Raw genomic sequence first — 23,904 nt, forward strand, 5'->3', positions numbered from 1 at the left:
GGTCGTTACTGGGATCGAACCAGTGACCCCCTCCTTGTAAGGGAGGTGCTCTCCCAGCTGAGCTAAACGACCTGGGAATTCTGTCTCCACCGAGTGGAGAAAATGGTGGGTCGTGCTGGATTCGAACCAGCGACCAATTGATTAAAAGTCAACTGCTCTACCGACTGAGCTAACGACCCTCACCACGACCAGTTCCGACTGCATTACTGCTTCGGCTCTGACGGCGGCCTATATTACGGATTTAAATTTCCGGTGCAACAGAAAATTCGTAATTTAAATCCGTTTGCTCACTGTGCGTACAAATACGAGCTGTTTTTACAGTAGCGTTACGAAAACAGTGACATACAGCAATGTTACAGCTTGGCCAGACTCTGTTTGGCCAACTGGGCCGGCGAGGTGTTGGGATAGCCCTTGATCACCTGCTCATAGAAGGATTTGGCTTCCGCCTTCTTGCCATCCAGCTGCGCCAGCATACCCAGCTTCAGCAGAGCGTCGGCGCGCTTGGGGGATTTGCTGTATTTGTTGGCCACGGTCGAGAACTGGGCCGAGGCGCCGGCTCTGTCACCCTTGTTGAACAGCAACTGGCCGAGCCAGTAGTGTGCATTGGGAACATAGCCCGAATTGGGGTACTGCTTGATGAAGCCCTGGAAAGCCGGAATGGCTTTGTCGTAGTTCTTCTCTTTGAGCACCATGTTGACCGCTGCATCGTAGGCCTGATTCTCATCCTGATTGGTTGAGTAATTGGCTGCGGCGGCAGGTGTAGAGGCAGCTGCAGGGGCCGCGGCAGCCGGAGCAGCCTGCTGGCTGCTGGCGACCTTGTCGAGCTCCTGATAGAGCTGACGCTGGCGCTCTTGCGACTGTTCCATCTGGTAGGTCTGCTGCTCCAGCTGACCACGCAGCTCAGAGACCTCCCCTTGCAGGGAGTCGACCTGCTGCTGCAATTCAGCTTGCAGTCGCAGACGGGCATTGAGGGTGCGCTCCAGCAGGGCAACCCGATCTTCCAGGCTACCGGTGGGCACGATGGCGCCGTTGTTGCCACTAAGGACAACGCCACCACCCGAGTCACCGCCCAGATCGCTGACAGGAGCCGCAGCTTGCGCATTCAGAGCAACCAATACTGCCAGCGCAACGACAGCTTGCTTGTACACAGATTTCATTCGGATCAAACCTTAGCGTTTAGTACAGATAAAACGGCCAGCGCCATCGTCGCTCGCATATGCAGATTTCATTCGGATCAAACCTTGGCGTTTAGTGCAAATAAAACGGCCATCGAAATGGCCGCTTGCATATAAACGAACTTCGTTGGGTTTAAACCTTAGTAAACCAGAACCGCGCGGCGGTTTTTGGCAAAGGCATCCTCGGTGTGGGACATGTCCAGCGGCTTCTCTTCGCCATAGCTGACGATGGAGAGCTGCTCGGCCTGCACACCCAGGGTTTGCAGATACTTGGCAACAGCCTTGGCACGACGCTCGCCCAGGGCGATGTTGTACTCCGGAGTACCGCGCTCATCGGCGTGACCTTCGATCAGGACTTTAACGCTCGGGCGCTCGCGCAGGTAGCTGGCGTGGGCATCCAGCAGATCAGCGTACTGACCCTGGATATCGTAACCGTCGAACGGGAAGTAGATCACGTTGTCACGCTGCAGTGCTTCAAACTTCTGACGCATCTGCTCTTCCGGGGACAACATGCCGTTGGCGCCGCCGGTTTGTACACCGCCCATGCCGTCGGTCATACCTGATTCAGCGCCAGCAGCGTCGGAATCAGAAGAAGAACTACAAGCGGCCAGGGTGAACAGTGGCAGTGCGATGGCCAAACCCTTGAGCAGTTTATTGAGTTGCATGCTATTTCCTTAAACCTTTATAACAAAACAAAAAACAATTGGATTTTTATCAATTCAAGAAGGGCGACCAAGCTGGTGCACGAATTTCACCGCTACTGGTCGGAAGCACAGCCTTGAAGCGACCATCAGTCGACACCAACGCGAGACTCTTACGACCCTGATAGATGGTGGCATAAATGATCATGCTGCCATTGGGAGCCACACTTGGCGACTCATCCAGAGCGCTCTGGGTAAGGACCAACAGGGCATTGTTTTCCATGTCCTGACGGGCAATACGATACTGTCCCTGAACACGGGTCACCATCACCATGATTTTGCCATCAGGAGTGATGGATGCACCCTGGTTGGATTCACCTTCCCAAGTCATCCGGCGAGTCATACCAGTCGCCAAATTTACGCTATAAATCTGGGGTTTGCCACCACGTTCAGAGGTGAACAACAAATTTTGCCCATCCGGCATCCAGGAGGGTTCGGTGTCGATAACACGGCTGGTTGTGACGCGGGTCAGCTGCTTGCTAGCGACATCAACCACATAGAGGTTCGGTGAACCATCTTTGGAGAGAACGATAGCCAGACGACGACCATCCGGAGACCACTCCGGCGCCCCGTTGATACCGCGGAAACTGGTGATCAGGCTGCGTTGCTGAGTGTAGATATCCTGCACATAGATTTCGGACTTCTGGTTCTCGAAGCTCACGTAAGCCAGCTTGCTGCCATCCGGCGACCAGGCCGGAGACATCAACGGTTCGCGGGAGCGCAGCAGGGTCTTCTCGTTGTAACCGTCGTAGTCAGAAATACGCAGCTGGTACGGGAACTGGGTACCCTGCTGTACGGAGACGTAAGCCAGACGGGTCAGGAAGGCACCGCGCTCGCCAGTCAGACGCTCATAGACGATATCTGAGATACGGTGGGCAAACTGGCGCATCTGGGCACCCGGGATGGTCGCCATGCGGCTATCCAAAATGTAACCGTTGCTCTCGCCACCTTGCGCCTTGGCCAGCTGGCCTTTCAGCACATCGACCAGCTCGAAGTTGACCTTGTAGGTGCCGTCACCGACTGCCGAAATGGAACCCACCACCACGGCTTCAACCCCTTGGGAGGCCCAGGGAGCGAAGTTGATCTCGCTGCTGCTGCTCGGGGTTTGCGGCATCTGGCCACGGGCCAGCGGCTTGAACTTGCCGCTGCGCATCAGGTCGTTGGAGACCACTTCCGCGATGTCCTGCGGCAACTGCCCGTTACCTTCCCACTTGAAGGGAGCAACGGCGATGGGGCGTGCGCTATCAATACCGCCGGTGATGACGATGTCCAGGGCCGCCTGGGCACTCTGGCCCAGCAACAAACAGCCAACCAAAGCAAAAAATACTTTTCTGATCATGGCTTAAATACTCGGTTCCAATATAGATGAGAGGTTAAATTCCTTTCTCGGCGAGAGGTTGCCAACCGGAGGCAAGCAACCTCGTTTTATCACGCTTAGATACTCGGTTCTAACTTCAGGTTAAATTCCTTCAACATCTCGAATGCCGCAGGATCCTTGGGCACTGGCAGTTGATTGGCTTTCAGAACAGCCGCCTTACCCGAACGACAGACCGCCGGGTCACCCTGGCCGTTATCTACCGATATAACAAAGCCACTGCTCGCAAGACGTACGCCGATAGTACATGTTTTGCCCCGCATGGTGGGATCCAAAATCATATACCGCTCAACAGTGGCCTTGATGAGCGCCGCATACTTGTCGACCTCACCTTGTGCCGCTGCAGAGGCAGCCTGGCTGCGGGCATTGGCTTCAGCCGCCAGCTGCTGCTGCATCATGGCTTCCATCTCTTTTTGCAGTCTGGCCTCCTCGGCCGCTTTGCGTTTGCGTTCTGCCGCGATCTTGGCCTGCTTCTCGGCTTCAGCCTTGGCTTTCTTCTCTGCGTCAGCTTTTGCCTTTTTGGCTGCCTCTTCCTTGGCCTTCTTCTCAGCCTCGGCTTTGGCTTTTTTCTCAGCCTCTGCCTTGGCTTTCTTCTCTGCCTCAGCCTTGGCCTTCTTGTCAGCTTCCGCTTTCTTGGCTTTGGCCTCCTCGGCTTTAGCCTTCTCTTCCGCCTGTTTTTTCTCGAGCTCTTTCTTTTTCTTCAGCGCCAGTGCCTTGGCCTCTTCAGCAGCCTTGCGCTCGGCTTCCGCCTTCTTGGCCTTCTGCTCTTCCAGCTTGCGGGCCTCCTCGGCTTTCTGCGCCTTCTCTTCCGCCCGCTTCTGCTCGGCAACTTTTTTCTGCTTCTCAGCCTCGGCCTTGCGGGTCGCCTCTTCTGCTTCTTTCCGCTTGGCCTCGGCAATACGCAGCCGTTCCTGCTGCTGGGCTAGTTCGCGTTTGGCAAGATCCGTATCTTCCTTATCCTTCTCTTTCTCTACCTTCTGCGGCTTGGGCTGAGCTTTCTGCTGCTGGATCTGCTTGGCCTGCTCGTTGAGGAAGTTCTCATCAAGCATGACGGCATTGACGATCTGCCCCTTCGATTCGGGTCGTTTCGGTTTGCTGAAATCGAGCCCGACAAACAGGATGATGCCGATGATCAGGTGCAGCAGAAACGACGCGATGAGATAACCGGAAATACCACGCTTCACATCCATCTCCGTTAGTTCACCGGATCTGTCATCAGGCCAACCTGAGGCACACCCGCATTCTTGAGGGCCACCATCAACAGGATCACCTCTTCGTAGCGCACGGCCTTGTCACCCGCGACCACCACGGGGGCATTCTGGTTGATCGCCAGATAGCCCATGGCTTTTTCGGTGATGTATTGCTGCATCGCCTCTGGCGTGCCACTTGGCACCGGCTCGTCATCGGCTTCGCCAGCCTTGATGACATACTCGCCTTCGGTATTGACGCTTACGATGAAGGGCGGCTTGGCATCTTCCGGCAACTGCTCGGACTCAGCCTGCGGCAGATCCACCTTGACCCCTTGCGTGATCACCGGCGTGACCGCCATAAAGATGATAAGCAGCACCAGCATGACGTCGATATAGGGAACCACGTTGATCTCGGCCACCTTCTTGCGCCGGATCCGCTGATAGGTTTGCATTACTGATCACCCTGCTGCTGAGCAATTTGACGGTTCAGAATGGTGGTGAACTCGTCCATGAAGTTGGCGTAGGCGTTCTCCAGCCGCTCGACCTTGTTGGAGAAGCGGTTGTAGAAGATTACCGCCGGGATAGCGGCAAACAGACCCATGGCGGTCGCAATCAGCGCTTCCGCGATACCCGGTGCCACCATCTGCAGGGTGGCCTGCTGCACCTGACCTAGGGCGATAAAGGCGTTCATGATCCCCCATACGGTACCGAACAGACCGATATAGGGGCTGATGGAGCCGATGGTCGCCAGCACCGGCAGGTTGGATTCCAGATCATCTACCGCGCGGGAGAGGGAGACGCGCATGGCGCGGTAGGTACCATCCATCACCGCATCCTGACCACGGGCACCGGCCTTGAGCAAGCGAGCATACTCCTTGAAGCCGGAGTAGAAGATATCTTCCATGCCTTCGATGTCATCGCGGCGGGAAGAGGACTCCTGATAGAGGCGATTGAGATCGACCCCTGACCAGAAGCGATCTTCAAACTGTTCCGATGCGAGATTGGCCGCCTTGATCGCCTTGGAACGCTGGATAATCAGCGCCCAGGAGACAATAGACATGCTCATCAGGGTGATCATGACCAGTTTTACCAACAGGCTGGCTTGCCAAAACAGGCCAATAAACGAAATTTCAGCGTGCACTTAACAGCACTCCCTTGATTTTTTCAGGTATAGCTACAGGTTTCATTTGCGGACGACTCACACAGGCTATCTGTACCAAAGCCTGGGTGACGAGTCGTCCATCAGCCGCCAGGATCTGCTGCGAAAAACGCAGGGATGCGCGTTTCACTTCAATCACTTGCGTTAATACATTCAATAGTTCATTAAAACGGGCCGCCGAGCGGAAATCGATCTCAGTTCGGCTCACCACGAAGGCATATCCCTCCTGCAGCCAGACGTCCTGTTCGACCCCTTTGGCACGAAGAAACTCGGTGCGAGCACGTTCCATAAACTTGAGATAATTGGCGTTGTAGACGATGCCCCCGGCGTCGGTGTCTTCGTAGTAGACACGCACCGGAAACTCAAAGACTTCCCCCATAACAATCTGTGATCCATTCGACAGTCAGATGGGGGGCTATCATAGCGCAGGGCTGAATAGGAAAGAAGCAGGGGGAGGCAGGGAAATCCTGCCTCCCCCCGTTTTTTATGAAAGGAAATATGAATGTGTCAGCCAGAGGCCATACAACAAACTGGGCCAGGCGAGCCAGGGATTGAACAGCACACGTCCGGGCAGGCTTTTCAGATGAAAGCCAAGCCCGTTAAGTACGCCACAACAGACGGCCCACATCAGCCAGGGAGCAAGCCAGAGACCATGCTCGCTGGTGTTGGCCGCGATCAGATTGGGGGCCTGTAAAATAGCGACGGCCAACAAGGCCGCCGCGAGTAACATCAACCCCTGCCACGGCTGCCGCTCCAGTGGAGCGGCGAGCCTGGCGAGTCGATCACTTGTTTTCATCGATCTGACGATCCATGTTCTCGGTGTGTTCCAGCCACAGCGCATTGATGATGCCAAATGCACAGGCCAGCAACAGCCCCAGGATCCAGGTGAAATACCACATTGTCAGCGCACCTCTTAATAGAGAGATTGTTGGTTATCTTCGATGTGCTTGTTGGTTACCCGGCCAAACATCTTGATGTAAGTCCAGATGGTGTAACCCAGCACAATCGGTACGAAGACTGCTGCAGCCACGGTCATCACCTGCAAGGTGTTGAAGGAGGCGGTAGCATCCCACATGGTCAGGCTCAGTGACGGCTCAAGGCTTGAGGGCATCACAAACGGGAACATGGAGAAACCGGCAGTGAGGATGACCCCGGCAATCGCCAGCGAGGAGCTGGTAAACGCCAGCCAGCCGATGTTCATACGGGCAAACAGCGCAGTCAGCAGGCTCATGGCAAGACCCAGTACAGGGGCAGCCACCATCCACGGATAGAGGGTGTAGTTGTTCATCCAGGCGCCAGCCTGCAGGACAACTTCCTTGTTCATCGGGTTGGATACTGCGTCAGTCGCGGCAGCCTTGACGATGACATACCCTTCCATACCGCTTACCCACCAACCCGCGGCAGCAAACAGCACCAGGGTCACCAGTGAGCAGATCATGGCGGCAGTGCGGGAACGCGCCAGCACTTCACCATCGGTCTTCATCATCAACCAGGTTGCACCCTGGGTGAGCAGCATGAACAGGCTCACAAGACCAGCCAGAATGCCGAACGGGTTCAGCAGGCCAAAGAAGTTGCCGTGATAGGTCAACATCATGAACTGGTTAAACTCGAATGGAACGCCTTGCAACAGGTTGCCAAAGGCCACACCAAAGACGATGGGCGGTACGGCGCTACCGGCGAACAAGGCCCAGTCCCAGTTGCTGCGCCATTTGGCATCAGCACGCAGCGAGCGGTACTTGAAACCGACCGGACGCAGGAACAGCGCCATCAGCGTCAGGATCATCGCGATGTAGAAGCCGGAGAAGGTCGCGGCATACACCATCGGCCAGGCGGCGAACAAGGCACCACCGGCAGTGACCAGCCAAACCTGGTTACCTTCCCAGTGCGGCCCCATGGTGTTGAGCATCACGCGGCGCTCGACATCTTTCTTGCCGACGAACGGGAGCAGTGCGCCTACCCCCATGTCGAAGCCGTCAGTGATGGCAAAACCGATCAGCAGTACGCCGACCAGAGCCCACCAGATGACACGCAGAGTTTCGTAATCAAACATGGTCGCTCTCCTTATGCCTTGATCTGTTCAAAGTGATACTTGCCAGTCTTCAGGCTGCTGGGGCCAAGACGGGCATACTTGAACATCAGGTACATCTCGATAACCAGAAGTACGGTATAGAACAGGCAGATACCGATCAGAGAGAACCAGATCTCGGCTGCAGGCAAATTGGATGCAGAGAGGGAAGTCGGCAACACCTCTGCAATGGTCCACGGTTGGCGACCATATTCAGCAACAAACCAGCCAGCTTCGATCGCGATCCACGGCAACGGGATACCCCACAGCAGAGCCTTGAGCAGCCACTTGCGCTTGCCGATCTGGTGACGGGCACTGTCATAGAAGGCCATACCAATCAGTACCAGCATCAGCATGCCGACGGCAACCATGATGCGGAAGGCGAAGAACAGCGGCAGTACCTGCGGGATGGAGTCATCCACAGCGGCCTTGATCTGCTCTTCGGTCGCATCGGTCACGTTGCTGGTGTAGCGCTTGAGCAGCAGACCGTAGCCCAGATCCTGCTTCACTTCGTCGAAGCGAGCACGGGTCTCGTCAGACTTGTCACCGGATTGCAGCTTGGTCAGCAGATCGTAAGCGGTCATACCGTTACGAACGCGCAGTTCGTGCTCGCTCTTCAGATCCTTCAGACCGGTGACCTGACCGTCCAGAGAACGGGTCGCGATAATACCAAGCGCATAAGGGATCTTGATGGCGTAGTCGGTGCGCATCTCTTCCTGATTCGGAATACCGAACAGGGTAAAGGCGGCCGGAGCAGGTTCAGTTTCCCATTCGGCTTCGATAGCGGCCAGTTTAACCTTCTGCACTTCACCGGTCTCGTAACCGGATTCGTCACCGAGGATCAGCACGGACACGATGGAAGCCATACCGAACGCGGCGGCAATGGCGAAGGAGCGACGGGCAAACGCCACATCACGATTCTTCAGCAGGTAGTAGGAGGAGATACCCAGCACAAACATGGCGCCACAGGTATAGCCAGCCGCCACAGTGTGGACGAACTTGACCTGGGCAACCGGGTTGAGCACCACGTCAGCGAAGCTCATCATCTCCATCCGCATGGATTCAAAGTTGAACTCGGCACCGACCGGGTTTTGCATCCAGCCGTTGGCAACCAGGATCCAGAGGGCGGAGAGGTTGGTACCCAGTGCCATCAACCAGGTGGCAGCCAGATGCTGATGCTTGCTCAGACGATCCCAACCAAAGAAGAACATACCGACGAAGGTGGACTCCAGGAAGAAGGCCATCAGCCCTTCAATGGCCAACGGAGCCCCGAAGATATCGCCGACATAATGGGAGTAATACGCCCAGTTCGTCCCGAACTGGAACTCCATGGCCAAGCCTGTGGTAACCCCCAGGGCAAAGTTGATACCAAACAACTTACCCCAGAATTTGGTCATATCCCGGTAGATGGTGTTGTTGGTCATCACATAGACGGATTCCATGATCGCCAGGAGAAAAGCCATTCCCAGCGTCAGGGGTACAAACAAAAAGTGATAAAGGGCCGTCGCAGCGAACTGGAACCGCGATAGGTCTACCACATGCTCAGCAATCATGATGTTTCCTCACCGATTATTGGCACGGCTATTTTAAGTTTTAAGGACAAAGCTTCCGTTGGGGGTTATCGAATGGGCCCCATTGAGACGCATCACAACAAAACACTTTCAGTAACCACCAATATTAACAACAAGGCAATACAGGAAAACAAATAAAGCTAATGTTTAACAATTACAAAACAATCAGCTTCAATTTATTCTCGCCCATTATGACCGGGTTTTTATATCACCTTTATTTGATTGAAATCAATGTAAAAGGACCCGAAATACATGGCTTTCAAAGCCATGTTTAATCTATTTCACGATTATTGAAGAGAGCCAGATCACAAAAGATGATAAAGCGTAAAATATTGATTTAAATCAATTTAAGAATTTAACATCCGGCTACCTCGTTTAATTTGAAAAGTGTCGATAACGCGCCTTTTTCCATGTTATCCGGGTCAGTCAATCTGATTCAAAAATCCAATTTAAAACTGCAAATAATGCATACTCATGCGAACCAATTTCATCAAGCGAGGCATTAGATAAACTAATTTGAAGGTTGCAATTTTTCTTGTTTGTCCAGGTCGATTCGAACTCCTACAATGCGCCTCGCAGTGAGGGCATCCCCTTGGATACAGGCCGGTTAATCCGGGTTCACGGTACGTATTCGACCATCAATTTGAACCTGTCTATTGGAATCGAAGATGAAAAAGTTTGTTGCTAAAACCATCCGTTACTACAAGCTTTCCTTTGTGCAGCTCTATCAACTGAACCGACTCTGAGAGCTCGCGACGGCTCACCTGTTTATTTTCCGGTCTGTGTCCAGACGCACTCACTGTCTGTGAACATCCATCCTGAATTGTCTTTGCCCACCGCATCCGCCGTGGGCTTTTTTTGGCCCGCATAACAAAAAACCGCCTTTGACGGCGGTTTCATGTTCAAACGACTGTTTTTACTTCTCATCTGGTCGCTGAAGACCGAAATGAGCGTAGGCTCGTGTGGTCGCAATCCGTCCTCTGGGTGTACGTTGCAGATACCCTTGCTGGATCAGATAAGGCTCCAGCACATCTTCGATAGTATCTTTCTCTTCCCCGATCGCGGCGGCCAGATTATCGAGACCCACCGGCCCCCCCATAAACTTGTCTATCACAGCCAACAATAACTTGCGGTCCATAAAATCAAACCCCTCGTTATCGACATCCAGCATATCCATGGCGCGAGCCGCGATGGGACCATCGATGCGGCCATCGGATTTCACCTGGGCAAAATCGCGCACCCGTCTTAACAAGCGGTTAGCAATCCGCGGAGTACCACGGGAGCGACGAGCGACCTCGATGGCTCCATCCTCTGTCATATCGAGTCCCAGACAACGGGCGCTGCGGGAGACGATATCGGTCAAGTCCTTGACGTTGTAGAACTCAAGACGCTGGACGATACCAAAACGATCTCGCAGCGGGCTGGTGAGTGAACCAGCCCGGGTGGTTGCGCCGATCAGGGTGAAGGGGGGCAAATCCAGCTTGATGGAGCGAGCCGCTGGCCCCTCTCCGATCATGATGTCGAGCTGGTAATCCTCCATTGCCGGATAGAGCACCTCCTCCACCACCGGGCTGAGACGGTGGATCTCGTCGATGAACAATACATCGTTCGGTTCAAGGTTGGTGAGCAATGCAGCCAGATCACCCGCTTTCTCCAGCACCGGGCCGGAAGTGGTCTTGATATTGACCCCCATCTCGTTGGCGACGATGTTGGCGAGGGTGGTCTTGCCCAGACCGGGCGGGCCGAAGATCAGCAGGTGATCAAGCGCTTCACCCCGCTGACGCGCCGCTTCGATAAAGATCTCCATCTGTTCGCAGACGGTATCCTGACCGGTGTAGTCAGCCAGCTTCTTGGGGCGGATGGCCCGATCAATAATGTCATCCTCACGGGCGGCACTGGCCGAGATGAGGCGGTCTGCTTCAATCATCAACTACCTCACACAAGGCTACGAAGAGATTCACGGATGATATCTTCCACCGACATACCCTCTTTGGCGATCTTGCTGACAATCTGGCTCGCCTGTTGCGGCTTGTAACCAAGGGCAACCAGCGCACTGGCTGCCTCTTCGGTCACACCCGGCGCCCGCAATTCAGGCTCACTGGCTGGCAATGTGACCATGGCGGGGGAGAAGAGATCATGGCTGACCCAGCCCTTTAGACGATCCTTCATCTCGACTACCAGCCGCTCGGCGGTCTTTTTGCCGACCCCCGGCAGTTTGACCAGGGAGCTTATCTCTTCACGTTCGACACTCAGCACAAACTGGGTAGCGGTCATACCGGAGAGAATAGCCAGTGCCAGTTTGGGGCCAACCCCATTGGTCTTGATCAGCTCGCGAAACAGCGCCCGCTCCTGTTTGTGGTTGAAACCATAGAGCAGTTGGGCATCTTCCCGCACCACAAAGTGAGTATGGATGGTCGCTTCCCTGCCGATCTCCGGCAAATCATAGAAGCAGCTCATCGGCATCTGCACCTCATAGCCAACCCCACCCACTTCCAGCAGGACCTCGGGGGGCTGCTTCTCAATGACAATGCCTCTCAAGCGACCAATCACGGCTCTCTCCTCACCAATACAGCTATTCGTAAATTGGCTCATAGCATAAAGAATAACTGGATAAGTATCCAGCACATGGCGGCAACCTCAGAGTAGCCAGAAAGCTTTTTCGCCAATTGGCTACCATGCTTGATCTGGTTCAGCCGGAGTGTACGGGATGTTTCTGCACCGGGCCGGACTCCGAACGGGCATGAACACTACACTAAACTCGTTCGGAACCGAAATTGATGCAATGCAGATACCAAGGAAGGCCATCATATGAAAATTGTTACCACCGCCAATCTGGGTCTTGCCATCTTGCTCGGCTGCACGCTGGGGATGGGAGCCGTGGGCTGGTATGGCAGCCAGCGGCTTGCCGATCTGCTCGCCTATGTGTTGGGAAGCGCCTGGCAGACCGCTGACGGGGCCATGGAGGGCTCCATCGAACTGGGCAATCAACAGTTACAGATTCAGAAGATGCAAAACGGCACCCCGCTCAATCGTGCCGAGCTTGATGCCGCCAAAGCGGCAACCGATGAGGCACTGGCTCGGGTCAGTCAGGGGCAGCTCATTGATGGCGCAGCCCTTTCGTCCATGGAGCAACAGAAGCAGGCCTATCAACAGCAACAAGAGAAGCTGTTGACGCTCTATCACGCCTACACAGAGGCGGATCAGGCCCTGCATCATAACGCCGACCTGATGGCCCGTCTCTCGACGCAGCTGGAGGAGATCGGCGATGGGGCGGTAGAGACGCTGACCCAATCCCCCGACCAGACCATCAGCTGGAACAGTGGCCTCTCTACCCGCTGGGAAGCGGCCGACGGGGGGATGGAGTCCAACATCGGCTTTTTGCGCCAGCTCTATGCGCTGGAGAAGATGCGCAGACAGGGGGTCACGGCGGCGATCAAGGCCGAGCTGAAAGAGGCGACCGATTTCTACCACGGAGCGATCGACAGCATGCTCGGCACCGGACTGTTCGATATCGAGGGCTCCGGGGAATTTGCTGGCAAGACACTGTCCGCAGAGTATCGCGCCCTGCTGACCCGACATCAGCAATTGATGGGGCAGTGGATCGAGGCGCTCGGCAACTATCAGGCCCAGCAGGCTCTCTATGAGGCCAGTGCCGACCAGCTGAAACAACAACTGGTTGCCATCGAGGCGAGCGGTGATGCCACCGTCGAGGATCAGGTCGTCCAACTCAACGGCATCATCAGCCAGACTCGCTCCCTGCTGCTGGGCGGCCTGTTGCTGAGCCTGCTCATGGTCACCCTCTGCGGCTTCTGGCTGACCCGCAAGCTGGTCACCCCGCTGCTGCAGGTGGATAAACGGATGCAGGATATCGCCGCCGGCGAGGGAGATCTCAACGCCCGCATCAACCTGCAACGGGATGACGAGATAGGCTCGCTTGCCAACAGCGTGGATCGCTTCATCGAGAAATTGCAGAAGATGATCAGCTCCACCATGGACAATAATCGGCACTTCAGCGAGCACGTCCACACCTCGGTCAACCGGGTGGAGGCGATCAGCCAGAGCAGCCGCCAGACTGCCGAACATGCGCTGGCCCTGCACCACGACAGCGAACAGATGGTACAGGTAGCGACCACCATATCGGACAACTGCAGCATGGCGGCCCACAATGCCAATGAGGTGCGCCAGCTGACCACCGAGAGCAGCCAGTATGTCGCCTCCGCCAGCGCAGGCATGCAGCGGGTGGTGCAGGAGGTGGGCGAGTGCGCCGTCGCCATCAACGCCCTCAAGGAGCAGGCAGGCCAGATTGGCCAGATCATCTCCACCATCAGCGGCATCTCGGAGCAGACCAACCTGCTGGCCCTCAATGCGGCTATCGAAGCAGCCCGCGCGGGGGAGATGGGACGTGGCTTTGCGGTGGTCGCTGACGAGGTGCGCACCCTGGCCAACCGCACCGCGGCCTCAAGCGCCGAAATTAGCCAGGTGATCAGCAGCATCCAGCAGCAGACCGAGAGCGCCTATCTGATGATGCAGCGCAACCTCAAGACGGTGGAGTCTGGCATGCAAGACTCCGAGAACACCAAGCAGATCCTGTTCAAGGTGGAAGGGGCCATCGACCAGCTGGCCGATATGGTGCAGCAGGTGGCCGTGGCCACCGGGCAACTGTCACACACCCTCAGCCACTCCTCCGACAAGGTCTCGGGGATCAGCCTGCAGGCCAGAACCGGCGAACAGGAGGCGCAGGAGTGCCTGTTGCTGGCCTCCTCTCTCCATCAGGCCAGCCTGCAGCAACAGCGCCTGCTCTCCCAGTTCCGGGTATAGCCTCTGTATCGAGAAGCTGTAAAAACACCAGTCCGTAGAACGGACTGGTGTTTGACACTCAATCGCACGGAGCCTACCCTCGCTATCCGCCAATGAGCGTCACCGACATCACCATGGATACAGTCTGGCGGACTAGCCTCCAAACGCCAGCTTGCCCGCCAGACTCAGCATGATGATGCCGACCAGCAGATCGATCCCCCGCTGTACCCCCCCTCTCGCCAGCCAGGGCGCCAATGCTGCAGCTCCCAGCGCAAGTGAGTAGAACCACACCAGCGAGGCGAGCATGGCACCGGCCGCAAAGGCCGGACGCAGGTGCTCGCTCACCTGACTGCCCAGCGAGCCGAGCAGCATCAGGGTATCGAGATAGACATGGGGATTGAGCAAGGTGACCCCTAGCGTCATGGCCAGTACACTTCTGGCTTTCATCCGTTGCGAAGCGTCGGCCAGTCCTCCCTCCTGCCCATACCACGCGCTGCGCAGGGAGCGCACACCAAACCAGCCGAGAAACAGTACGCCCCCCCAGGTGAGCAATATCATGCCGATCGGGCTGGCGGCCAGCAGATTGGCTCCGCCAAATACCCCTATGGCGATCAGAATGAGGTCGCAAAAGCTGCAGAGTGTGGCGCTCAGCAAATGATGGTTGCGATGGATACCCCTGCTCAGCACAAAGGCATTCTGGGCGCCGATAGGGATGATCATGGCAAGACCTATGGTGAAACCTTGCAGGGTCGTGGTCAGCAGCATCGAAAATTCCGTTCGAAATGATGAATGAACGGCACTATAGCGAGTCCGGCTCCTTCTTAGAAATTCATTGATTTACTGGTTCATTCATTTTGCTAATGATGAAGCGCTTCTATTAAATCCCGTGTCAATTACCGGATCTGACAATTGTGACCCTCAGACAGCAGCAGGAGAATCTGTGGTATCTGAGACTCGGACTACTGAAGCACTCTGGGGAAATTGGTGACCACCACCTGCTCCAGATTGGGCAGCAGCAAGCCGGTTCCCACCCCTTTGGCAATGGCCTGGTAGCGGTTCATGGAGCCGGTTTTGCGGGTGACCTGATTGAGATGGTAATTCACTGTGCGCTCCGTGATGCCGAGAATGCAGGCAATCTCGCTGGAGGTCTTTCCTTCACTGGCCCAGAACAGGCACTCTGTTTCGCGCTCGGTCAGGGGCTCTTTGCCCACACTGTCCATCATGCTGAAACGCACCACCCGGATCGCGGCATCGAAGATGTAGTTGGACATCCATGAGAGGATGGGCGACGACTCCAACAGCAGATCGCTCGAGGCGCGTTCCGAGGTAATGAAGGAGAGAATACCGTTCTCCCCGGCGGCACCGTGCAAGGGGAAGGAGATGCCGTTGCGCAGCCCGAACTCGGCTGCCAGCCCCATCACATCCATGCTTCCCTCTTGCAGAAAGCTTGCTCGCTCATCGAGGCGATTCCAGTAGATGGGCAAGGTCTGCTTGCGCGCCAGCTGGATCACCGGATCACATGCCAGCATGTTGTTTTCGGTATAGGCCTGCACCCAGGAGTCAGGGCAGTGATTGAACAGCACCACCTTGGGTCTTTGCATCGACATCGGCAGGATCAGCGCGAAGCGGTAGTAGTCGTAGCCCATCCCGAGCGTGAAGTGACCGATCAGCTCGGCCAGACGGTTGCCATCCGTCACCGAAGTGAAATGTTCGAGATACTCAAGCAGTTGGTCTCTTTTCATATGAAAGCCCCCTTGGCCAGACATGTGATTATAACGGCGAATAGCAAGACAGAGGGCCCATAATGTTGGTTTTCAAAGGAAAATTGAGAGAGCATCCACGAAATGAGGTAGAGGATGAACTCTATCGCTTTCGAAATCGCGTCTTTTCCGACCGGCTCGGCTGGGATGTAGAGTCCCATCGGGGACTTGAGCGTGACAGTTTTGATACGCCAGACACCCATTGGGTGCTGATCGAGGATAAGCAAGGGCTATGCGGCTGTATTCGCCTGCTCAACTGTGCCGATGCCTATATGCTGCCCACCATCTTCCCCACCGCCCTTGCCGGTGAAAGTGCACCGCGTACCCCCGATGTCTGGGAACTGACCCGTCTTGCCATCGATGCCAGCCGTGCTCCGCGGATGGTCAATGGCGTCAGCGAGCTCACCTGCGTCATCTTTCGCGAAGTCTATGCCTTCGCCCATGCTCACGGGATCCGTGAGCTGGTCGCTGTCGTCAGCCTGCCGGTAGAGCGCATCTTCCGCCGCCTCGGCCTGCCCATCGAGCGCCTCGGCCATCGCCAGGCGGTGGATCTGGGGGCCGTGCGCGGGGTGGGGATCCGCTTCCATCTGGATGAACGCTTCGCCCACGCCGTTGGCAAACCTCTGCTGGGCCACTATCAAACCAGCCACTCTCTACTGCAGCAACCATCACCGGCGCTGGCAACGCAGCCATAAAAAATCCCGGGAAAACAGACCCGGGATAAACAGATCGCTATGAGCCCGCAGGCTAACCCATGGGTCAGCGGGCAGTATCCTCCCTCAACAACCTGATCACTACTGTCAGAAATCACAGCGTAACGGCCCTGTCACCACCCATTGTTGTCCCCTGCCGAGTGACGTAGAGTCAGCCCAGAAGCAACGCAAGGGAGGGAAGATGAAAGAGCTGGACTACAAACTGCTGCGGGCACTGGATGCGGTATTGCAGGAGCAGAACTTCGAGCGGGCCGCCAAATCACTGCACATGACCCAGTCCGCCATCTCCCAGCGGATCAAACTACTGGAGCAACAATTTGCCGAGCCGCTGCTCATCCGCAGCCAGCCGTTGCAGGCGACCCAGCTCGGCCAGAAGCTGCTGGCACACTATCGTCAGGTCCACCAGCTCGAGCTGGAACTGGCTGGTGAGCTGGCTCCCGCCACACCACAAGCCCCCATCCGGATCAGTATCGCCGTCAATGCCGACAGCCTGGCAACCTGGTTTTTGCCCGCCATCGCCCCCTTGCTGGAGCAGCATCCCATCGAACTCAACCTGCTGGTGGATGACGAATGCCGCACCCTCGACAAGGTACGCGAGGGTCAGGCCTTTGGTGCGGTCAGCTTGCATCCCCAGCCACTGGCCGGTTGCTGCGTCGATGATCTGGGCGAAATGAACTATCTGCTTACCGCCAGCCCCGCGTTCGTGGCGCGCCACTTTCCCCACGGTCTGACCCGGGAGGCGCTGGCCAAGGCTCCGGCAGTGGCCTTCGATCAACGCGACGACATGCATGTCAGCTTCATGGCGAAACACTTCGGGCTAGAGCCCGGCGGTTATCCCTGCCACACGGTTCACTCGTCCGAGGCCTTTGTCGCCATGGCCGAACAGGGCCTGGCCTATTGTCTCATCCCCGAGTTACAGATCAGAGGCCAGCTCGCTGGCGGGTCACTGCTCAACCTCAGTCCCAACCATGTTCTGACAGAACGCCTCTACTGGCACCGCTGGGTACTGGAAAAGGGGGTACACAAGCAGCTATCCCAACGTCTCATTGACCATGCCAGATCGCAGTTGAAACCACGCTGAGCAGGCCATTCACCTTGGCTTTGCAGGGCTAAAAACGTATAGTGCTGGGCGATCCTTCATCAGGTCTTCACCCAGGTTTTCACTTCAGGTTCCTCACTTATGTTCCAAGACAATCCGCTGCTGGCCCAGCTCAAGCAACAAATCCGCGAAAACATCCCCAAGAAAGAGGGTGTTATCCGCGCCTCCGATCGGGGCTTCGGCTTTCTGGAGGTCGATGAGAAGACCAGCTATTTCGTGCCGCCTCCCTACATGAAGAAGGTGATGCACGGTGACCGGGTGAGCGCCCTGATCCGCACCGAAAAAGAGAAGGAAGTGGCCGAGCCGGATGCCCTGCTGGAGCAGTCCGTCACCCGCTTCGTGGCCCGGGTCAAGATGTTCCGCGACCGCCTCAACGTGGTCGCCGACCACCCGCTGATCAAGGATGCCATCAAGGCCCGCGTCAAGAAGGGTCTGGACGAAAAAGAGTTCAAGGAAGGGGACTGGGTGGTCGCCACCCTCAAGCGCCATGCGCTGGTAGACGGCAACTTCTCTGCCGAGATCATCCAGAAGATCGCCGCACAGGAAGATCACAACGTGCCCTGGTGGGTGGTGCTGGCGCGCCACAACCTGGCCCAGGTCGAACCGGCTGATCTGCCAGAGTGGAAGGTCATCGAAGATGAGGAGCTGCCCCGTCGTGACCTGACCAAGGTGCCTTTCTTCACCATCGACGGTGCAAAAACCAAGGACATGGACGATGCGCTGGCCATCACCAAGCTGGATAACGGCTGGGAGCTGCTGGTCGCCATCGCCGACCCGACCGCCTATGTGGCCGAAGGGAGCGAGCTGGACAAGGAGGCCGCCCAGCGCGCCTTCACCGTCTACATGCCGGGCCGCAACGTACCGATGATCCCGCGTACCCTCTCCGACGAGCTCTGCTCCCTGAAGGAGGGTGAGGAGCGCAACACCCTGTGCGCCCGTCTGCTTATCGCCGAAGATGGTCTGCTGCTGGAGGAGACCGAGTTCTTCGCCGCCCGCATCTGCTCCCACGCCCGTCTCAACTATGACGACGTCTCCGACTGGGCTGAGCATGGCAAAGAGCTGGCCATCGACGCCGGCGTGCTGGCCCAGCTGCCGCTGATGAAGGCAATGACCGAAGCGCGCATCAAGTGGCGCACCGAGCATGCCCTAGTGTTCCCGGACAGACCCGACTACGACTTCGAGCTGGGCGAGAATGGCGAAGTGCTGGCTATCCACGTCGAGCCACGCCGCATCGCCAACCGCATGGTGGAAGAGTCGATGATCGCCGCCAACATCTGCGCCGGTCGCGTGCTGGGCAAGAGCGTCGGTTACGGCATCTTCAACGTTCACACCGGCTTTGACGAAGAGTCCCTCGACGGCGCCATCGACCTGCTGAAAAGCGCCGAAGCCCCGTTCGAGCGCGACGAGATCGCCAGCCTCTCCGGCTTCTGTGCCCTGCGCCGCTGGATCGATAACCTCGACACCCGCTGGCTGGATGGCAAGATCCGCCGTTTCCAGAGCTATGCGCTGATGTCCTCCGAGCCGGGCGCCCACTACGGCCTGGGTCTGGATGCCTACGCCACCTGGACCTCCCCGATCCGTAAATACGGCGACATGGTCAACCATCGTCTGCTCAAAGCGGTCATCGCCGGCAAGACCCCGGGCGAGCGCCCGAGCACCGAGCTCACCGAGCATCTGACCGCCTGCCGCCGTCTGCACCGCATGGTGGAGCGCGACATCGGCGACTGGCTCTATGTCCGCTACCTCAAGGCCGATGCTGGCACCGACAAGGTGTTCAACGCCGAGATCATCGACGTGATGCGTGCTGGCCTCAAGCTGCGTCTGCAGGAGAACGGCGCCGTGGTCTTCATGCCTGCCCGTCATATCCTCGACAACAAGGATCGGCTGGAGTGCAACTGGGACAACGGTCGCGTCTATCTGGACAAGACCGAGGTGGTCTACGAGCTCGGTCAGATCATTGAGGTCAAGCTGACCGAAGCGGTGGAAGAGACCCGCTCCCTCATTGCCAAGCCGGCGGTGGAGCTGGTGCCGGGTCCGGCACCGGAAGCCCCGTTGGCAGAGAGCACGTCAGCCGATAGCAGTGAAACGCCAGCGCAGCCAGCCTCCCAGGCTGAGTAAGCCACGCAGAGTCATCGAATCTGCCCGAGAGCCCGCCATCGTGCGGGCTCTTTTTTGCTCCACATCTGCCATGCACGCTGCTACAGGTGGCGCAACTACGCACAGTTTTCGCCATAATTGGCAATAAAAGCAGTGAATGTTTCCACACATAACCTGGAATGCAACCAATATGTGCGACACATCTCCTTTCTGACATATTAATCAAAGAGAAATATGTTTATACTCGCTTGGGTACAATCCAAGGGATACTGGTATGCAGGAATGGGACCCGGAACACTTCACCAACTTCGCTCAGTTATGCGAAGTGAGCCTCGCCACCATCCGTGAAAAGACCGATGCAGAACGCCTTTACCTCTGGCTGAGAGCTCCTGAAGCACAGCTCTACAGTTTTCAGCTGGATCAGGGCGTGATCGAACTGGATCTAGCCCAGCTAGAACAGCTAACACTACCCCACCACCTGATCGACAAGGCAATGGACAAGGGACAACTGGTGATCGAGCAGCTCCAGCCACCGCCAGATCCTGGCGAAAATGTGGAGCCCGCCCAGCCACAGCTACGCGCCTGTTTCCCTCTCAAACGTCACATGAAACTGGAAGGGGTCATCTATCTGGAGACCCGCCGCCGCATAGACCGCCTCTCCTCCCACCAGCGCCAGGGCATCCAGCTCCTTATTCACTATCTGACTGCCGAGCTCAGCAATCACCTGCTCTCCAGCCAGGTCAATCAGGAGCGGGACCAGCGGCTCCATACCCAGACCGATCTGGTACAGAGTCAGGCACTGCAGGGCTCCTTCCTCACCATGTTGCAGGCGCTGCACATGGTCAGCGTCACCCTCTCCCGCTGTCGCAGCGAGAACGATCTGCTGCGGGACGCCGTGCTGCTGGCCCGCAAGGAGCTGCAGTTCGATCGGGTCGCCATCTTCCTGATCGAACCCGATGGCAAAACCATGCGCGGCACCTGGGGCACCAGTGAAGAGGGAGAGCTGGTAGACGAACACGACTTTGTCAGTCCTATCCCGGATCACCCCACGGTGCAGGAGGCGCTCAAGCGCAAGGATTACGTGCTGGTGCTGGAAGATACCCCTCTCTACTACGAGAAACAGCAGGTGGGACAGGGCTGGAACGCCATGGTATCGCTCTGGGATGGCGCCATCCCCATCGGCTGGATCGCCGCCGACAACCTGCTGTGGCACCGCCCGCTCAAAGCCTATCAGAGCGAGATCTTCAAACAGTACGCCGCCATCCTGTCACAGTTGTTGATCCGCCAGCGCACTCAGGAGCAGCTGGAGCAGCTCAACCGCCAGCTGGAAGCCCGGGTCGCCGAACGCACGATACAACTGGCCGAAACCAATAGGGCGCTGGAAGAGGCCAATCACCGCCTCTCCCTGCTCTCGCTGGAAGATCCTCTGACTGGTATCGCCAACCGGCGCCAGTGGGACATCACCATGCAACGGGAGTGGGAGTGGGCACGGCGCACCCAGAATCCGCTGGCGGTATTGATGATCGATGTCGACGACTTCAAGGCCTATAACGATCACTTCGGTCATACCAAGGGGGATGAGTGCCTGCAGCAGGTAGCCCGCGTACTGCGGGAGGCCGAGCGACGCTCTACCAATCTGGTGGCTCGTTATGGCGGAGAAGAGTTCGTCATCCTGCTTTGCGCCCCACAACCCGGTGAAGCCGAGCAACTGGCCGAGAGGATCCATGCCGGACTGGCGCAATTAAAACTGCCCCATCCCGCCTCGCGGGTTGCTGATTTCATTACGGTTAGCATAGGCTTTAGCTATCTGGTCCCCTCCCTGGACGAGGCGTGGCAGAGTCTGACCGAACAGGCCGATCAGGCGCTCTACCACGCCAAGTCTCAAGGACGGGCACGCACTCTGGCCTATCGGTGATCCCATGCTGTTGCGTCGCTACCCCATCTTCAATCGTCGCCTGGCTCTGGTGGCCTACGGCATCGACTATCAGCTCAGCTCACCGGCCGAATGGCCTTCACTGGCGCAACATTGCCGCCTGCTGGCACAAGGGCGCCAATATCTGGTGCCTTTCACCCACGAGCAGCTCGATGAACAGCGCCCCCTGCTGTTTGATCAGGATGCGATCCCGCTGGTAGAGGCTTCCAGCGAACGGCTGCCCGCCTCCTTTCCGGTGTTGGAACAATGGCGAGACAGTCGACGCCGGCTTGCTGTACATGGGGTCAGTCGTGAGCCACGCTGGCTCGGTGCCAGCCGTCTGCTGGTATTCTGGATGGGGGAAGAGGGGATCTGCCAGCCCACCGAACACAAGCGGATGGCCCTCGATATCGAAACCTGGGAAGATTTTCTCCCGCTGCGAGAGGCCGGAGTCGACTTCTTTGCCGGTGGTTTTCTCGCCCGCCCCGAGCTGGTCAATCAACGTGCCACCCAGCCCGACATGGCACTTGTGCAGCAGATCCTTCAACTTATCTGCCACGAGGAGTTCTCCTTTGCCCAGGTGGCTCGCCTGCTGGAGCAGGATGCCTTGCTCCCGGGCCAGCTACTCACCTATGTCAACGCGCCCGGCTTCGATCATGCAGCCCCCATCACCTCGGTTTCCCGCGCCCTCTCCTATCTGGGAGAGCAGGAGATCCGCAAGTTTGTGCTGATCAACGGCCTGGCCCGGGTGAGCCAGCATATGCCGGAGGCCTCTACCCGAATGGCCATCGCTCGCGGCCGCTTCTGCGAACTTATCGCCCTCACCGCCCTCGACAAACGCGAAGCAAGCTGGGCTTTTCTGGTAGGGCTGGTACTCGATGGTTCCCTGCTATCAGAGTCGCTGAAGGCCCACCTGCCCAACAACGTAAAGCGAGCCATCGAGCGGCACGAAGGGCCGCTGTTCCACCTGTTCCAGCTGGTCAGGACCTATGAACAGGGCAACTGGGCTCTGCTGGAGCAGCTGGCACCGAAATACCAGCTCGACCCGACCAGGCTCACCCCCGTCTATTTTCAGGCGCAAATGTGGGGGCAAGCGTTTCTCACCAGCTAGGTGATGGCAGGCCGGGGAGGCTCTGGCTAGAATGGGCTCCCTTTTTTCAGAGACTGACCCGCACCATGACACTTTCCGGATTCCAAGGCCTGATCTTTGACCTGGATGGCACCCTGGTCGACTCCATGCCGCTGCATCTCGCCGCCTGGGAACACACCGCCCGTGAATTTGGTTTTCGCTTCGATGCCGACTGGTTCTATGAACTGGGCGGTATGCCGAGCCGCAAGATCGCCCTGCTGGTGACACAGGAGCAGCAGATCCCCCTCGACCCGCTCGAAGTGAACCGCTGCAAGACTGCCCACTATGTGGCCAACCTGCACAAGGCGACCGTGTTTCCCGCCATGCAGACACTGGTCGAACGCTATCAAGGTGTCATTCCGATGGGGATCGGTACAGGTTCTCCTCGCATCAACGCCGAAGCGGTGCTGCGCAATACCGGGCTGGATCGCTACTTTAAGGTGGTGGTCACGGCCGACGATGTGGAGCTACACAAGCCCAATCCGGACACCTTCCTGCTGGTCGCCAGCAAGCTGGGGGTCGAGCCATCAGGCTGTCTGGTGTTTGAAGATACCGGTATCGGGGTACAGGCCGGAGAAGCAGCGGGTATGCAGACCTGCATGGTCAAAGCAGGTAAACCGATCGGCATAGCGATGTAGTGCAGAAGAATATCGCCCAACAAGGGGCGATAACCGGAGCTGGATCTCATACGGGACAGGGTTGAGAATGAGAGCCAGCTCCGTCAGTCGCTGACGCTGGACGCGTCGGCGCAGAGGGTCGGAAAGAACGATTACTCGTTGTTGCCACCGCCCTGATTGTCATCATAGCGGCCCGGCGCACCATGGGGGCGCGGCGCCATAGAGACACGTGGCTTGCGGGCACGCTGGATGTTCACTTGCGGACGGCCGGTGTGCATGGCGATGGTAGAGATCTTGGCTTTGTAGACCAGTTGCTGGTTGCCGTGTGCATCGGTCAACAGCACACTGTACTGATCAAAACCGCTGATAGTGCCTTCCAGCTTGATGCCGCTCACCAGAAAAATGGCGACCTGACTGCGGTTCTTGCGCAACCAGTTGAGGGCAGAATCTTGCCCATTCCCGAGGGAGAAGGCTTGCTCAATCGTGGAGTAGCTTGGGGATTCAGTTGTCATAAATTATTGTCCCGCGGAAAAAAGTGGCGTTT

At 57.1% G+C, this 23,904-nt stretch carries 23 protein-coding genes and 2 tRNA genes; 7 read left to right on the forward strand and 18 right to left on the reverse strand.

Features of this window, described 5'->3' with window-relative positions:
• The 15 genes from G5154_RS10615 to ruvA form a co-directional block, all read right to left on the reverse strand.
• Nucleotides 1–72 (reverse strand) — tRNA-Val (locus G5154_RS10615).
• Between the two features lie 31 nt (nt 73–103).
• A tRNA-Lys gene (locus tag G5154_RS10620) sits at nt 104–179 on the reverse strand.
• A 174-nt stretch (nt 180–353) separates the two neighbouring features.
• Nucleotides 354–1,157: a tol-pal system protein YbgF gene (gene ybgF, locus G5154_RS10625; protein ID WP_421250999.1), complete on the reverse strand. Its 804-nt coding sequence runs from the start codon at nt 1,155–1,157 to the stop codon at nt 354–356.
• Between the two features lie 158 nt (nt 1,158–1,315).
• The gene (gene pal / locus G5154_RS10630; RefSeq protein ID WP_005304908.1) at nt 1,316–1,840 is read right to left on the reverse strand and encodes a peptidoglycan-associated lipoprotein Pal; all 525 of its coding nucleotides are present in this window, start codon (nt 1,838–1,840) and stop codon (nt 1,316–1,318) included.
• A 49-nt stretch (nt 1,841–1,889) separates the two neighbouring features.
• A complete protein-coding gene (gene tolB, locus G5154_RS10635) occupies nt 1,890–3,215 on the reverse strand; it encodes a Tol-Pal system beta propeller repeat protein TolB (RefSeq protein WP_005335728.1) in 1,326 nt (441 codons plus the stop codon).
• Nucleotides 3,216–3,310: 95 nt separating this feature from the next.
• The gene (tolA, locus tag G5154_RS10640; RefSeq protein WP_216979490.1) at nt 3,311–4,441 is read right to left on the reverse strand and encodes a cell envelope integrity protein TolA; all 1,131 of its coding nucleotides are present in this window, start codon (nt 4,439–4,441) and stop codon (nt 3,311–3,313) included.
• 5 nt (nt 4,442–4,446) lie between these two features.
• Nucleotides 4,447–4,893 (reverse strand): protein TolR, encoded by a 447-nt coding sequence (tolR, locus tag G5154_RS10645; protein ID WP_005335733.1) that lies wholly within the window; start codon nt 4,891–4,893, stop codon nt 4,447–4,449.
• The gene (tolQ, locus tag G5154_RS10650; RefSeq protein WP_216954450.1) at nt 4,893–5,570 is read right to left on the reverse strand and encodes a protein TolQ; all 678 of its coding nucleotides are present in this window, start codon (nt 5,568–5,570) and stop codon (nt 4,893–4,895) included. Before tolQ ends, tolR begins: the two co-directional genes overlap by 1 nt.
• Before the next feature lies 1 nt (nt 5,571).
• Nucleotides 5,572–5,979 (reverse strand): tol-pal system-associated acyl-CoA thioesterase, encoded by a 408-nt coding sequence (ybgC, locus tag G5154_RS10655; protein ID WP_337073798.1) that lies wholly within the window; start codon nt 5,977–5,979, stop codon nt 5,572–5,574.
• A gap of 105 nt (nt 5,980–6,084) precedes the next feature.
• Nucleotides 6,085–6,396 (reverse strand): cyd operon YbgE family protein, encoded by a 312-nt coding sequence (locus G5154_RS10660; protein ID WP_041202810.1) that lies wholly within the window; start codon nt 6,394–6,396, stop codon nt 6,085–6,087.
• Complete coding sequence (cydX, locus tag G5154_RS10665; RefSeq protein WP_005304933.1) at nt 6,383–6,499, reverse strand: cytochrome bd-I oxidase subunit CydX; 117 nt, start codon at nt 6,497–6,499, stop codon at nt 6,383–6,385. Before cydX ends, G5154_RS10660 begins: the two co-directional genes overlap by 14 nt.
• A 14-nt stretch (nt 6,500–6,513) precedes the next feature.
• Nucleotides 6,514–7,650: a cytochrome d ubiquinol oxidase subunit II gene (gene cydB / locus G5154_RS10670; protein WP_033113517.1), complete on the reverse strand. Its 1,137-nt coding sequence runs from the start codon at nt 7,648–7,650 to the stop codon at nt 6,514–6,516.
• An 11-nt stretch (nt 7,651–7,661) separates the two neighbouring features.
• The gene (locus G5154_RS10675) at nt 7,662–9,218 is read right to left on the reverse strand and encodes a cytochrome ubiquinol oxidase subunit I (RefSeq protein WP_421244377.1); all 1,557 of its coding nucleotides are present in this window, start codon (nt 9,216–9,218) and stop codon (nt 7,662–7,664) included.
• A gap of 934 nt (nt 9,219–10,152) precedes the next feature.
• A complete protein-coding gene (ruvB, locus tag G5154_RS10680) occupies nt 10,153–11,163 on the reverse strand; it encodes a Holliday junction branch migration DNA helicase RuvB (RefSeq protein WP_005335744.1) in 1,011 nt (336 codons plus the stop codon).
• An 8-nt stretch (nt 11,164–11,171) separates the two neighbouring features.
• Nucleotides 11,172–11,786: a Holliday junction branch migration protein RuvA gene (gene ruvA / locus G5154_RS10685; RefSeq protein ID WP_216979491.1), complete on the reverse strand. Its 615-nt coding sequence runs from the start codon at nt 11,784–11,786 to the stop codon at nt 11,172–11,174.
• 258 nt (nt 11,787–12,044) lie between these two features.
• Between ruvA and G5154_RS10690 the strand changes: the two genes are divergently transcribed.
• The gene (locus tag G5154_RS10690) at nt 12,045–14,054 is read left to right on the forward strand and encodes a methyl-accepting chemotaxis protein (protein WP_216979492.1); all 2,010 of its coding nucleotides are present in this window, start codon (nt 12,045–12,047) and stop codon (nt 14,052–14,054) included.
• A gap of 132 nt (nt 14,055–14,186) precedes the next feature.
• Here G5154_RS10690 and lysE read toward each other — a convergent pair whose 3' ends face one another.
• Both lysE and G5154_RS10700 read right to left on the reverse strand, forming a co-directional pair.
• Nucleotides 14,187–14,798: an L-lysine exporter gene (lysE, locus tag G5154_RS10695; protein ID WP_005343206.1), complete on the reverse strand. Its 612-nt coding sequence runs from the start codon at nt 14,796–14,798 to the stop codon at nt 14,187–14,189.
• Between the two features lie 194 nt (nt 14,799–14,992).
• A complete protein-coding gene (locus tag G5154_RS10700) occupies nt 14,993–15,775 on the reverse strand; it encodes a LuxR family transcriptional regulator (protein WP_005343205.1) in 783 nt (260 codons plus the stop codon).
• A gap of 62 nt (nt 15,776–15,837) precedes the next feature.
• Here G5154_RS10700 and G5154_RS10705 point away from each other — a divergent pair, with 62 nt between their 5' ends.
• The 6 genes from G5154_RS10705 to G5154_RS10730 all read left to right on the forward strand — a co-directional run bounded on the left by G5154_RS10705 (nt 15,838) and on the right by G5154_RS10730 (nt 23,381).
• Complete coding sequence (locus G5154_RS10705; protein ID WP_236347198.1) at nt 15,838–16,488, forward strand: acyl-homoserine-lactone synthase; 651 nt, start codon at nt 15,838–15,840, stop codon at nt 16,486–16,488.
• Nucleotides 16,489–16,687: 199 nt separating this feature from the next.
• On the forward strand, nt 16,688–17,587 hold the full coding sequence (locus G5154_RS10710; protein WP_337073795.1) for a LysR family transcriptional regulator ArgP: 900 nt from the start codon (nt 16,688–16,690) through the stop codon (nt 17,585–17,587).
• 99 nt (nt 17,588–17,686) lie between these two features.
• A complete protein-coding gene (locus G5154_RS10715; protein WP_421260296.1) occupies nt 17,687–19,723 on the forward strand; it encodes an exoribonuclease II in 2,037 nt (678 codons plus the stop codon).
• A gap of 253 nt (nt 19,724–19,976) precedes the next feature.
• On the forward strand, nt 19,977–21,617 hold the full coding sequence (locus G5154_RS10720) for a sensor domain-containing diguanylate cyclase (protein ID WP_216979496.1): 1,641 nt from the start codon (nt 19,977–19,979) through the stop codon (nt 21,615–21,617).
• Between the two features lie 4 nt (nt 21,618–21,621).
• The gene (locus G5154_RS10725) at nt 21,622–22,725 is read left to right on the forward strand and encodes an EAL and HDOD domain-containing protein (protein ID WP_421244382.1); all 1,104 of its coding nucleotides are present in this window, start codon (nt 21,622–21,624) and stop codon (nt 22,723–22,725) included.
• A 65-nt stretch (nt 22,726–22,790) separates the two neighbouring features.
• Nucleotides 22,791–23,381, forward strand: coding sequence for an HAD family hydrolase (locus G5154_RS10730; protein ID WP_421244383.1), 591 nt, complete (start codon nt 22,791–22,793; stop codon nt 23,379–23,381).
• A 131-nt stretch (nt 23,382–23,512) separates the two neighbouring features.
• Here G5154_RS10730 and hfq read toward each other — a convergent pair whose 3' ends face one another.
• The gene (gene hfq, locus G5154_RS10735) at nt 23,513–23,872 is read right to left on the reverse strand and encodes an RNA chaperone Hfq (protein ID WP_005335772.1); all 360 of its coding nucleotides are present in this window, start codon (nt 23,870–23,872) and stop codon (nt 23,513–23,515) included.
• Nucleotides 23,873–23,904: the final 32 nt, after the last annotated feature.

Origin of the sequence: Aeromonas sp. 600527 (assembly GCF_049175415.1) — a bacterium.
Lineage (GTDB): Bacteria > Pseudomonadota > Gammaproteobacteria > Enterobacterales > Aeromonadaceae > Aeromonas > Aeromonas veronii_A.

What these genes read in the sequence shown, in the direction of transcription:
- lysE (WP_005343206.1), bottom strand. Translation starts at nt 14,798, where the DNA reads ATGCTGCTGACCACGACCCTGCAAGGTTTCACCATAGGTCTTGCCATG.
- G5154_RS10675 (WP_421244377.1), bottom strand. Translation starts at nt 9,218, where the DNA reads ATGATTGCTGAGCATGTGGTAGACCTATCGCGGTTCCAGTTCGCTGCG.
- ybgF (WP_421250999.1), bottom strand. Translation starts at nt 1,157, where the DNA reads ATGAAATCTGTGTACAAGCAAGCTGTCGTTGCGCTGGCAGTATTGGTT.
- G5154_RS10660 (WP_041202810.1), bottom strand. Translation starts at nt 6,396, where the DNA reads ATGAAAACAAGTGATCGACTCGCCAGGCTCGCCGCTCCACTGGAGCGG.
- cydB (WP_033113517.1), bottom strand. Translation starts at nt 7,650, where the DNA reads ATGTTTGATTACGAAACTCTGCGTGTCATCTGGTGGGCTCTGGTCGGC.
- G5154_RS10730 (WP_421244383.1), top strand. Translation starts at nt 22,791, where the DNA reads ATGACACTTTCCGGATTCCAAGGCCTGATCTTTGACCTGGATGGCACC.
- ybgC (WP_337073798.1), bottom strand. Translation starts at nt 5,979, where the DNA reads ATGGGGGAAGTCTTTGAGTTTCCGGTGCGTGTCTACTACGAAGACACC.
- ruvB (WP_005335744.1), bottom strand. Translation starts at nt 11,163, where the DNA reads ATGATTGAAGCAGACCGCCTCATCTCGGCCAGTGCCGCCCGTGAGGAT.
- G5154_RS10720 (WP_216979496.1), top strand. Translation starts at nt 19,977, where the DNA reads ATGCAGGAATGGGACCCGGAACACTTCACCAACTTCGCTCAGTTATGC.
- G5154_RS10705 (WP_236347198.1), top strand. Translation starts at nt 15,838, where the DNA reads ATGTTGGTTTTCAAAGGAAAATTGAGAGAGCATCCACGAAATGAGGTA.
- cydX (WP_005304933.1), bottom strand. Translation starts at nt 6,499, where the DNA reads ATGTGGTATTTCACCTGGATCCTGGGGCTGTTGCTGGCCTGTGCATTT.
- tolR (WP_005335733.1), bottom strand. Translation starts at nt 4,893, where the DNA reads ATGCAAACCTATCAGCGGATCCGGCGCAAGAAGGTGGCCGAGATCAAC.
- G5154_RS10690 (WP_216979492.1), top strand. Translation starts at nt 12,045, where the DNA reads ATGAAAATTGTTACCACCGCCAATCTGGGTCTTGCCATCTTGCTCGGC.
- tolA (WP_216979490.1), bottom strand. Translation starts at nt 4,441, where the DNA reads ATGGATGTGAAGCGTGGTATTTCCGGTTATCTCATCGCGTCGTTTCTG.
- G5154_RS10700 (WP_005343205.1), bottom strand. Translation starts at nt 15,775, where the DNA reads ATGAAAAGAGACCAACTGCTTGAGTATCTCGAACATTTCACTTCGGTG.
- pal (WP_005304908.1), bottom strand. Translation starts at nt 1,840, where the DNA reads ATGCAACTCAATAAACTGCTCAAGGGTTTGGCCATCGCACTGCCACTG.
- G5154_RS10710 (WP_337073795.1), top strand. Translation starts at nt 16,688, where the DNA reads ATGAAAGAGCTGGACTACAAACTGCTGCGGGCACTGGATGCGGTATTG.
- G5154_RS10725 (WP_421244382.1), top strand. Translation starts at nt 21,622, where the DNA reads ATGCTGTTGCGTCGCTACCCCATCTTCAATCGTCGCCTGGCTCTGGTG.
- G5154_RS10715 (WP_421260296.1), top strand. Translation starts at nt 17,687, where the DNA reads ATGTTCCAAGACAATCCGCTGCTGGCCCAGCTCAAGCAACAAATCCGC.
- hfq (WP_005335772.1), bottom strand. Translation starts at nt 23,872, where the DNA reads ATGACAACTGAATCCCCAAGCTACTCCACGATTGAGCAAGCCTTCTCC.
- tolB (WP_005335728.1), bottom strand. Translation starts at nt 3,215, where the DNA reads ATGATCAGAAAAGTATTTTTTGCTTTGGTTGGCTGTTTGTTGCTGGGC.